The organism is Rhodococcus koreensis, from assembly GCF_017068375.1.
Taxonomy (GTDB): Bacteria; Actinomycetota; Actinomycetes; order Mycobacteriales; family Mycobacteriaceae; genus Rhodococcus_F; species Rhodococcus_F koreensis.
In genome coordinates this window covers 2324069-2335435 of sequence record NZ_CP070609.1, presented here as the reverse complement: position 1 = coordinate 2335435, position 11367 = coordinate 2324069, and the positions used below count along the sequence as shown (strand labels likewise).

At 70.3% G+C, this 11367-nt stretch carries 6 protein-coding genes; all 6 read left to right on the top strand.

Translation table 11 applies throughout. The annotated features are described in order from the left end of the window. Window positions 1-186: 186 nt before the first annotated feature. The 6 genes from JWS14_RS10880 to JWS14_RS10855 all read left to right on the top strand — a co-directional run bounded on the left by JWS14_RS10880 (window position 187) and on the right by JWS14_RS10855 (window position 11322). Window positions 187-1728, top strand: a complete 1542-nt coding sequence (locus JWS14_RS10880; RefSeq protein ID WP_206013099.1) for a class I adenylate-forming enzyme family protein — start codon at window positions 187-189, stop codon at window positions 1726-1728. A 63-nt stretch (window positions 1729-1791) separates the two neighbouring features. Continuing rightward, window positions 1792-3198, top strand: a complete 1407-nt coding sequence (locus JWS14_RS10875; RefSeq protein WP_206013097.1) for an MFS transporter — start codon at window positions 1792-1794, stop codon at window positions 3196-3198. 3 nt (window positions 3199-3201) lie between these two features. Beyond that, complete coding sequence (locus JWS14_RS10870) at window positions 3202-5331, top strand: molybdopterin-containing oxidoreductase family protein (RefSeq protein ID WP_206013095.1); 2130 nt, start codon at window positions 3202-3204, stop codon at window positions 5329-5331. Beyond that, window positions 5331-7568 carry a molybdopterin-dependent oxidoreductase gene (locus JWS14_RS10865; RefSeq protein ID WP_206013094.1) on the top strand — a complete coding sequence of 746 codons (2238 nt, stop codon included), beginning with the start codon at window positions 5331-5333 and terminating at the stop codon, window positions 7566-7568. The genes JWS14_RS10870 and JWS14_RS10865 overlap by 1 nt, the downstream gene beginning before the upstream one ends. Continuing rightward, the gene (locus JWS14_RS10860; RefSeq protein ID WP_206013093.1) at window positions 7568-9196 is read left to right on the top strand and encodes an FAD-dependent oxidoreductase; all 1629 of its coding nucleotides are present in this window, start codon (window positions 7568-7570) and stop codon (window positions 9194-9196) included. Before JWS14_RS10865 ends, JWS14_RS10860 begins: the two co-directional genes overlap by 1 nt. Further along, window positions 9190-11322: a molybdopterin-containing oxidoreductase family protein gene (locus JWS14_RS10855; protein WP_206015967.1), complete on the top strand. Its 2133-nt coding sequence runs from the start codon at window positions 9190-9192 to the stop codon at window positions 11320-11322. The genes JWS14_RS10860 and JWS14_RS10855 overlap by 7 nt, the downstream gene beginning before the upstream one ends. Window positions 11323-11367: the final 45 nt, after the last annotated feature.

Here is an 11367-nt window from a genome sequence, read left to right as displayed (position 1 = left end):
CGCATTCCGCGGAAGCAACACTCACACGAAATACACTGTGTGGGTGTTGTTTTCGTGCGACGGTCCGGTTCTGCCGGGTGCCCGAAATTCCCGAATCGAGCATTGCGCCGTTCGCCTACAGCTGTTAGGTTTACGGCACACGAAGTGAGGGTGGTCACACCCGGCTGACGAGCACGAGGAGCACAGATGAATCTCGCGGACCTGACCCGGTTCTGGGGTAAGACACGTTCGCAGCAGCAGGCCATCGTGTTTGGGGACACGGCACAGACCTGGGCCGAGGTCGACGCGATCACCGACGCACTCGCCCGCGGCCTCGCGGCGCGGGGCGTCCGCAAGGGGGACCGGGTGGCGGTGATGATGCTCAATCGCCCCGAACTCGCCCACATCATCCTGGCGACCCTCAAGCTCGGCGCCATCAGCGTGCCGCTGAACTTCCGGCTCACCGGCAAGGAGCTGGCGCCGATGGTGCTCGACTCCGCGCCGCGCGTGGTGATCGTCGAGGACAGCTTCGCGTCGCTGCTCGAGGTCGCCGCCGAGCAGGCGAAGTTCGAGACGTACGCGATCGGGGGCAGTGCCCATCCGCCGTACGAGCGGCTGATCGACCCCGGGACCGCACCCGTCGTCGCCATCGACGCCGACGACCCCGGCTTCATCTGCTACACGTCGGGGACCACCGGCGTGCAGAAGGGCGCCCTGATCACCCACCGCAACGCGATGACTCCCGGCATCTCGCAGTCGATCACGTTCGGCTTCTCGTCCCGCGACCGGGTGCTGTGCTCCGCCCCGCTGGTGTACACCGGCTCGGTCCTGTCGATCTTCATGCAGCTCGTCGTCGTGCCCGGCGCGACGATGGTCCTGTTGCGCGAGTACGACCCGGAGATCGCCCTCGACACGTTCGAGCGTGAGCAGATCACGGCCACCACGACCGTCCCCGTGATCTGGGAACGGATGACGATGCTGCCCGACTTCGGCACCCGCAAGCTCGCGAAGTTCACGTTCGCCGGCACCGGTGGCGCTCCCGTCAGCCTCGACCTGCTCGACTTCTACCGCTCGCACGGCATCCCGCTCACCCAGTGCTACGGCCTGACCGAGGCGTCCGGCATGGTCTCGACGCTCGCCTACGAGGACGCCGTGTCCCGTCCCGGCTTCGCGGGGCTGCCGCTGGTCGGCACCCACATCCGGATCGGTGATCCGGGAGTCGACACCCCGGCCGGGGAGGTCGGCGAGATCCTGGTCCGCGGCGAGCACGTGCTGCGGGAGTACTGGAACAAGCCCGAGGCCACCGCGGCGACCCTCGGCGACGGGTGGCTGCGTACCGGCGACCTCGGCATGCAGGACGAGGGTGGATTCCTGAAGATCGTCGACCGTAGCAAGGACATGCTGATCTCCGGGGGCCTCAACGTCTACCCCGCCGAGATCGAGAAGGCGTTGCACGGCATCGACGGCCTGGTCGACCTCGCGGTCATCGGCGTCAAGGACGACCGATGGGGCGAGGTGCCGATGGTGGTGTTCCACAGTGAGCGCCCCGCCGCCGAGATCGTCGCCGACATCGCCGAGGTCGCCGGCGAGAACCTGGCGAAGTTCAAGCGCCCCAAGCACGCCGTCGCGCTCGGCGAGCCGCTGCCGCGCACGTTCTCCGGAAAGCTCGCGAAACCGTCTCTGCGCCAGCGGTTCCCCGAGGTGCCCGCCGACGCACTCGCGGTCGACGGCACCGTCACCCCCGTCTAGCAAGACCCATCCAGTTCGAGGCTTCATCTCCCGCGGTTCCCCCCTTCGAGAGGAATGCACGTCGTGGCCCCAACTCGTGAAGTCGACATCTCCCAACTCATCGACGCCGCACCGGTGTCGGCCCTCCAGAAGCGTGCCATCGCGTTGTGCCTGGCGCTCGCGATCCTCGACGGCATGGACGCCCAGCTGATCGGATTCGCGATTCCCGCGCTGTCCGAGGACTGGGGCCTGTCCAAGGCCTCGTTCGGGCTGCTGCTGGCGCTCAGCAGCGGCGCGATGGTCGTCGGCAGCCTGCTGTTCGGTCCCGTCGCCGACCGCTGGGGCCGGCGGCGGGTGATCCTGCTGTGCACCGTGCTGTTCGCGGTGTTCACCCTCGCGTCCGCGTTCGCGCCGTCGATGGGGGTGCTGATCGTGCTGCGCATTCTCGCCGGAATCGGGCTCGGCGGCGTCACCCCGAACCTGATTGCGCTGACCAGTGAATACAGCCCCGCTCGCAGCCGCTCCACCCTGGTCACCATCGTCGTCGCGGGCATGTCGCTCGGCGGCTTCCTCGGCGGACTCGCTGCCGCTCAACTGATCCCGGCGTACGGGTGGCAGTCGATCTTCGTGGCCGGCGGCGTCCTCCCGCTGATCGTGGCGGCGCTCGCGTGGGCCGGGCTGCCGGAATCGGGCAAGTTCCTCGCCTCCCGCGGTGATCACGCCGGCGCCGCGAAGATCCTCTCGGCGATCGCACCGCAGGCGGGCATCACCGGATCGGTGACGTTCACCGTGGACGCCGCCGTGGCCACCAGATCGCCTATCCGGGAACTCTTCGCCGGCGGCCGGGCGCTGGACACGGTGCTGCTGTGGGTCGTGTTCGTCATCAACTTCCTGGTGATCTACTTCCTGTTCGGGTGGATGCCGTCGCTGTTCAGCCAGGCCGGGCAGAGCCCCTCCCACGCGATCCTCGCCGCGGCGCTGTTCAACCTCGGCGGCATGGCAGGCGCACTGTCGATCGGGTGGATCACCGACCGCGTCGGCACTGCGTGGCGCCGGTCGCGGGGCGCGGACGCCGCCTACGCGGTGGTGATGGCCGGCTACACACTCGGCGCCCTGTTCATCGGCGTCGTCGCGATGTTCCTGGCGAACTCCACGTTGCTGCTGATCACGATCTGCATCGTCGGATTCGGGATGTCCGGAAGTTCGGCGGGCATCATCGCGATCGCGGCGTCGATCTACCCGGTCGCGGCACGCTCGACCGGCATCGGCTGGGCCATGGGAATCGGGCGGATCGGGTCCATCGCCGGGCCCACCCTCGGCGCCGCCCTGATCGCGGCCGGGATGGATGCCCGCACGATCTTCCTGCTGATGATCGTGCCGACCGCCGTCGCCGTCCTCACGCTCGGTGCGCTGTTCGCGCGGGAACGACTGCGCGTTCGCACCGTCGCCGGGGCCGCGGAGTCGACCGCCGTCACCGCCGAGGCGCACTGAGCCATGCGATCCGTCACGTCGAGGGCCACGTCGTACTGCAGGCTGTGTGCCTCCTCGTGCGGGGTCCTGCTCGACATCGAGGACGGGCGGATCGCGCGGGTGCTAGGCGATGCCCACCATCCGATCTCCGGCGGCTACACCTGCCCGAAGGGGCGCCGAGGCGGCGACCTCGTCCACGGCCCGGACCGGCTCACCACCTCGATGCGCCGCACCGCCGCAGGCACCCACGAGCCGGTGCCGGTGGCGCGGGCGGTCACCGACATCGCGGACCGGCTGCGCGCAATCGTCGACCGGCACGGACCGGATGCGGTCGCGCTGTTCATGGGGACACAGCAGAACTTCGCCGCACTCACCCCGCCGATGGCCCGGGCCTGGTTCCGGGGTACCGGCTCGCACAAGCTGTTCTCCACGATGACCATCGACCAGTCCGCGAAATGGGTTGTTGCCGAACGGATGGGAACGTACCTCGGCGGCCGGCAGCGATTCGAGGACGCAGACGTGTGGTTGCTCGCGGGCACCAACCCCGTCGTCTCCGGCAACGGCGGCGACGGGGACGGCGCGGTGGTGCAGAACCCGTCCGTCACCCTGAGGGCGGCGCGGGAACGGGGCCTGCGGCTCATCGTCGTCGACCCGCGACGCACCGAGACCGCGGCGCTCGCCGACATCCACCTGGCACCCCGGCCGGGCACGGACGCAGTGCTGTTCGCCGGTCTCCTGCACGTCGTCCTCACCGAGCGCCTCCACGACGCCGGCTTCTGCCACCGGTACACGGCCGACCTGGCCGTGCTCGCCGATGCCGTCGCCGGCGCGACCCCCGGCGTCGTGCAGCGGATCTGCGGTATTCCCGCAGCGCGGATCCGCGACGCGGCACGGGTGTTCGCAGGCGCGGCACGGGGTATGGCGACCAGCGGCACCGGGTTGTGCATGGGCCCGCACTCGAACCTCGCGGAACACCTCGTCGCGGCATTGAACGTGGTGTGCGGCCGGTATCTGCGGGAGGGGGAGCGGGCCGACGATCGCGCCGTCCTGACCCGGCACCAACCGGCGCGCGCGGAGGTCGCCCCGGCCACCCGGGCATTCGAGCACGGATTCCGCAGCCGGATCGGTGGGGTCCGGGCGATCCGCGGCGAACTTCCGTCCGGCATCCTCGCCGACGAGATCCTCGAACCCGGCCCCGACCGGGTGCGGGCGCTGATCGTCTCCGGCGGCAACCCGGCGGCGGCGCTGCCCGATCGCGGGAAAGCGTTGCGCGCGATGCGATCACTGGACCTGCTGGTGTGCGTTGACCCGCGCATGTCGGACACCGCGCGGCTCGCCGACTACGTGATCGCGCCGACCACGATGTACGAACGTGCCGATCACACCGCGATCATGGAACCGTTCTTCCCGCAGCCGTTCGCGCAGTACACCCCCGCGGTCGTGACCGCGCCGCCCGGCGTCGTCGACGACTGGCGATTCTTCCTCGACCTCGCCGCAGCCTCCGGGCAGCCCGTCAAGTTCGCCGGTCGCATCCTCGACCCCGCCGCGCCGCCGACCCCCGAGCAGTTGCTGGCCATGATGGCCGAGCGGGGGCGCATCCCGTTCGCGGACCTGGTCGCCGCCCCGCACGGACACCTCGCCGGATGCAGCGGCGCCGTCGTGGGTCCGGCGGCCGAGGAGAATGCCGGGCACCGCCTGACGCTGATGCCCGAGGACGTGCGCGCCGAACTGCGCGCAGCGCTGACGGACAGGGCGGTCGCAGCACAGTTCCCGCTCCTGTTGACGGTGCGGCGGATCCGGGAGGCCGTCAACTCCACCGGCACCCGCGTGCCCGGACTCGTTCCGGCTGGAGCCAACCCCGCGAGCCTGCACCCGGACGACCTCGCCGCCGTGGGCATCGCCGACGGGCAGGCGGTGACCGTGCGCTCGGCGTCCGGGCACCTGCGTGCGACCGCGCGGGCGGACGCCACCCTGGCCCGCGGCACGGTGTCGATGACGCACTGCTTCGGGAGCGTCGACCCGTGCGACGACGTCGGAGTGAACGTGAACGCGCTGACCGGAACCGGTGACGGCGTCCAGTCGATCAACGCGATGCCCACCATGACCGCGGTTCCCGTCGCGGTCGAGCCCACCACCATCGAACAGGACGTGTGATGACGACGGCAGAACCGATCGCCGGGCACCGGATCTGCCCGCTGTGCGAGTCGACCTGCGGGCTGCTGGTCGAACTCGACGGTCGCGCCATCACGAGGGTCGCGCCGAACCCCGACGATGTGATGAGCGCTGGGCACAGCTGCGCGAAGGGGCTCGGCCTCGGGCGCATCGAGGGCGACCCGGACCGGATCCGGACCCCGCTCCTGCGCACCGCAGACGGTGGGTTCCGCGAGGCCACCTGGGACGAGGCGTTCGCCGAGATCGAGCGTCGGCTACCGGAGTTCGTCACCGGTGACCCGGGCAGCTGCGCCGTCTACCACGGGAATCCGGCCGCCCACCACCTGGATTCGACGTTCTACCTGGGTGAGCTGATCGGTGCGGTCGGTACCCGGAACATCTACTCGCCGGCCAGCGTCGACACCTGGCCGAAGAACCTTGCGCACATGCTGCTGTACGGCACCGGGCTGGGAATGAGCCTGCCCGACCTCGACCGCACCGAATACCTGCTGATCCTCGGTTCTAATCCGATGGTCTCCAACGGCAGCACCGTCACCGCCCCCGGCATGCACCACCGCCTGCAGGCGTTGCGTGAGCGGGGCGGCATCCTCGTCGTGGTGGATCCGGTCCGCACCCGCACCGCCGAGGTCGCGGATCTGCACGTGCCGATCCGGCCCGGGACCGACGCCCTGTTCCTGCTCGGGGTGCTGTCCGTCATCGCGTCCGAGGGGCTGTCCCGACCCGATCGGGTGCCTGCGGTGGTGGACGGCCTGGACGCCGCTCTGGCGATGGCGGCGGACGTCGACCCCGACGCCGTCGCCGCCGCGTGCGGGATCGACGCCGATATGATCCGCGCGGTCGCGCGGGGGTTCGCGGGCGCGCCTGCAGCGGTGGCGCATTCACGGATCGGGACGTGCATGCAGGAGTTCGGCACCCTCGCGAACTGGCTCGTCGAGGTGCTCACCATCGTCACCGGCAACCTGGACCGGCCCGGAGGGGCGATGTTCGCGCTGCCGCCGGCCGGCGGGCAGAACACCTGGCCGGTGACCAGACCGCCGAAGCTGATGTTCGACCGGTGGCGTTCGCGAGTGCGGGGGTTGCCGGAGGCGATGGGGGAGTTGCCCGCGGTGTGCTTCGCCGAGGAGATCCTCACGCCCGGACCGGGCCGTACCCGGGCGCTGATCACCCTCGCCGGGAACCCGGCCCGCTCCCTGCCCAACAGTGGGGCGATCGAGGAGGCGCTCGGCGCCCTCGACTTCATGGTGTCGGTGGACTGCTACCTCAACGAGACCACCCGCCACGCCGACGTGATCCTGCCGCCGCCACCGCTGGCGACCCGCGGCCACCACGACGTGACGCTGGCGCACTTCCAGATCCGGAACGTCGCCCGGTACACCCCACCCCTGCTCGACCTCGCCGACGGTGAGCAGGCGGAATGGCAGATCCTACTGCGGATCGCCGCGATCGCCCAGGGAACCCCGCACCGCCCGGTCGAGGAGATGGACGACGAGGTGGCGGCCGTCGCCGCCCGGCGCGCCGCGAAACTCGCCGGCTGCGAGGCGGTACAGGCACTGCACGCCGTCGCCGGCCGCCGCGGCCCTCAGCGACTGCTGGACTTGCGTCTGCGCAGCGGACCCTACGGCGACCGTTTCGGGCTGGACCCCGACGGGCTGACTCTCGCACTGCTGGAGGCCAACCCGGACGGCATCGACTACGGGCCGCTGACACCGCGCGTCCCGGAGGTGCTGCGCACCCCGGACGGGCGGATCGACCTGATGCCGGAGATGATCGTCGGGGATCTGCCGCGGGTGCGGGCGAGCATGACCCGGGCCGCCCCGGATCTGCTGCTGATCAACCGGCGTCAGCGTCGTGGCATGAATTCGTGGCTGCACAATGCCCTGCCCCAACCGGACGGCGGCCAGTGCGCCCTGCTGATCAGCCCACGCGACGCGGCCGAGCGCGGCCTGGTCGGCGGCGACCGGGTGGCGGTGACGTCCAAGGTCACCACCGTGACGGCCGAACTGCGAATCGACGACGCGTTGCGACCCGGTGTGGTGAGCATGCCCCACGGGTGGGGCCACGACGGGCCCGGCCTGCGGACGTCCCGGTCGGCGTCGGTCCCGGGCAGCAACTACAACGCTTTGGTGGACGACACCACCGACCTCGAGGCGCTGACGGCGTCCCCGATCTTCAACGGCGTCCCGGTCACCGTGACGCGCACCAGCGAGGAGCATCCCTGATGGCGTACGTGGTCACCCAGAACTGCTGCAACGACGCGACTTGTGTCGCGGTCTGCCCGGTCGACTGCATCCATCCGACTCCCGCCGAGCGGGAGTACACGCGCACCGAGATGCTGTACATCGATCCGGGTGCGTGCATCGACTGCGGCGCCTGCTCCGACGTGTGCCCGGTGGACGCGATCGTCCCCGGCGACGCCCCCGCGCCGGACATCGACCGGTACCGCGACATCAATGCCGAGTACTTCCAGCAGAATCCGCGCACCGCGGCGCCGGGTGCGCACGTGCAGCCACTCCCGCTGGCCCTCGCGACCACCGGCGTCACCGATCCCCCCGCGCTGCGGGTGGCGATCGTCGGATCCGGACCGTCGGCGTTCTACGCCGCCGAGGAACTGCTGGCCCGCCGCGACATCGCCGCCGAGGTCACCATGTTCGAACGGCTGCCCGTCGCAGGCGGACTCGTGCGGTTCGGCGTCGCGCCGGACCACTGGCACACGAAGACGGTGGACCGGGTGTTCGACCGCACCGCGCGACGCGACGGCTTCACCTTCCACCTCGGCGTCGAGGTCGGGCGGGACGTGACGATCGACGAGGTGCTGGCACACCACCACGCGGTGATCCACGCGTCCGGGGCGTCGGGGGACCGGCGCCTCGGCATCCCCGGCGAGGACCTGCCGGGCAGCTACGCCGCCCGGGAGTTCGTCGCCTGGTACAACGGCCACCCCGATCACGCCGATCGCGCCTTCGACCTGTCCACGCGCCGCGCCGTCGTGGTCGGCAACGGCAACGTCGCCCTGGACGTCGCCCGCATCCTCGTCTCCGATGTGGACACCCTGCGCCGCACCGACATCGCCGACCACGCCCTCGCCGCCCTGGCCGACAGCCGGGTCGAGGAGGTGGTGGTGCTCGGTCGGCGCGGACCCGAGCACGCGGCCTGCACCACGCCGGAACTGCTCGCGCTCGGCTCGCTGCCGGGAATCGATGTTCTCGTCGACGGTCCGGTGACGGCGGCACCGGACGCACCGGCCAAGCTGCGGATCCTCGCCGACTACTCCCGGCGGAAGGCGACGCCGGGGAACAAGCGCATCGTGCTGCGCTTCGGTACCTCCCCGCGAGAGGTGCTCGGTGCGGGTCGTGCCGAGTCGCTTCTGGTGGCCCAAGGCGACACCGCGGACCGGATCGAGTGCGGTCTGATCCTCCGGGCGGTCGGGTACCGCGGACTGCCGATCGGCGGCCTCCCGTTCGACGAGGCCGCCGGGACCGTCGCCAACGCCGCGGGCCGCGTCGCGCTGCCCGGCACCGGGGAGACCGTCCGCGGCCACTACGTGGCGGGCTGGATCAAGCGCGGTGCCACCGGTGTGATCGGCACCAATCGCTACTGCGCGGCGGAGACCGTCGAGGCACTCCTCGCCGATCACCGCGCGGGACTGCTCGCCGCCCCGACCCAGGCCGCTGCGGACCTGGCGGCGCTGGTGCGCGAACGCAGGCCCGACGCGCTCGGCGGCGCGGACTGGCGCGCGATCGACCGCTTCGAGCGCGAGCAGGGGCGGGCCGTCGGCCGTCCTCGGGTCAAGATCGTCGCCGCCGCCGCGGCGGGCGATGTCGCGAGAGCCGCGCGGGTGGGATCGTGACGCGGAAGGTCCACACGTTCTGCCGGATCTGCGAGCCGGGGTGCGGCCTGCTCGCGGAGGTGGACGGTGACGAGGTCGTCCGGCTGCGGCCGGACACGGATCATCCGGTGCACAAGGGGTTCTCCTGCCACAAGGGTGTGCACTACCTCCAGGTCCATCACGATCCGGACCGGCTGGCCCGGCCGCTGAAGAGGATGAATCCGCGGAGCGAGGAGCGCGGTGTCTTCGAACCCGTCGAGTGGGACGTCGCGGCGCGTGAGATCGCAGCACGGCTCCAGGAGGTGCGCCGCGAGCACGGCCGCAACGCCCTTGCCGTCTATCAGGGCAACCCGTCGGCGTTCAACGGCGCCTACTACGCGAACGCCGCCACGATCGCGCGCGGCTTCGACACCCGGATGCGCTTCAGCGCCGGAACCCAGGACACCTCGGCCAAATACGCTGCCAGCGAGGCGATCTACGGGGCGTCGATGGCACATCCGATTCCCGACCTGCTGCACACCGACTACTTCCTGTGCCTCGGCAGCAACCCGCAGGTCTCGCACATGACGCTGATCCACATCTCGGATCCGATGGCCAAGATCCGCGCAGTGAAGAGCCGTGGCGGGACCGTCCTGTTCGTCAATCCGCGCCGCATCGAGTCGTCGTCGCCGGAGACCGGTGACGTGTTGTTGATCAAGCCGGACACCGACTTCTACTTCCTCGCCGGAATCCTGCACGAGATCGTCTTCCGGATCGGGTACGACCGAACGGAGGTGGAACGTCACGCTCGTCGCGTCGACGAGTTGCTCGACTTCGTCCGGCAGTATCCCGTCGACCGGATCGCCGCGGTCACCGGCATCGAGGCCGACACGATCCGGCAGGTCGCCGACGAGTTCTGCGCGGCACCGAGCGCGAGCGTCTACATGGCGACCGGGGTGAACCAGGGCCGTCAAGGCACCCTGGCCTACTGGATGCTCACCATGGTCAGCCTGTTCTCCGGCAACCTCGGCAGGCGCGGTGGCAACATCTACTCGCGTGGCGTCGCCGACGTGGTGCAGGGTTCGAAGCGCAAACGGGAGGACCCGTTCTACGAGGGTCCCTTCGGTGAGATGCGCACCGTCGGCGGTGATCTGCCCGCCGCGCTCCTGCCGGACTTCATCGAGAATCCCGCAGACCCGGTCCGCGCGCTGATCGTGGTGTCGGGCAACCCGCTGCTGTCGGTCGGCGGCGACGACCGCCTGCGCCGGGCGTTCGAGCACTTGGACCTGATCGTGACCGTCGATCTGTACCGCACGGTCACCGGTGAGATGGCGGACTATGTTCTGCCGGCTACGGACTGGCTGGAACGGGAGGACGTCAACTTCCTCAACACGATGGGCGTGGCGATGGAGCCGTACGTGCAGTACACGCCCGCCGTCGTCCCCGCGACGGGGGAGCGCCGCGACGACTGGTGGATCCTGTCCCGCATCCAGCAGGCGATGGGTGTCCCGACCCTGCTCGACGACCCCGACCCGAATCCGTTCGCCGCGGTCGACGCGAAGATGCGGGAGTCGGGTCTGAGCATCGATCTCCTCGCGACCATGCCGTGCCAGACCGCGGTGCTGCCGGAGGCCGAACCGTCGCACGTGTTCAGCATCGCGGTCCAGCACGACGACGGCCTGATCGACTGCTGTCCCGCGCTGTTCCAGCGCTCGTACGGGACCGCGGAACGCATCTTCGAGGAGTTGGCCGCGGAGCCCGCGGACCAGCTCAAACTGATCACCCGCCGCACCCACTACATGGTCAACAGCTGGCTGCACAATCTTCCCGTACTCAAACAGGGTGTCCACCAGAGCAATCCGCTGTGGATGCACCCGGACGACGCGCGGTGCCGGGACCTCGTCGAGGGCGACGACGTCACCGTGCGCAACCGCCACGGCGAGGTCGACGCGATGCTGATCTACGACGACACCCTCCGGCTGGGCGTCGTGGCGATGACCCACGGCTGGGGGCAGCGCACGGCCCGGGGGCTGGACGTCGCGAGGCGCAACCCGGGTGTGAACGTCAACCGTCTCGCGCCCACCGGGACGGACGGCTACGACCCGCTGAGCAACCAGTCGCAGCTCACCGGCATCAACGTCGAGGTGGTGCGCCTCCGGCACCCGTGAGTACTTGTTAACCGCCGGACGTTGACAAGTACTCACGGGCGCGAA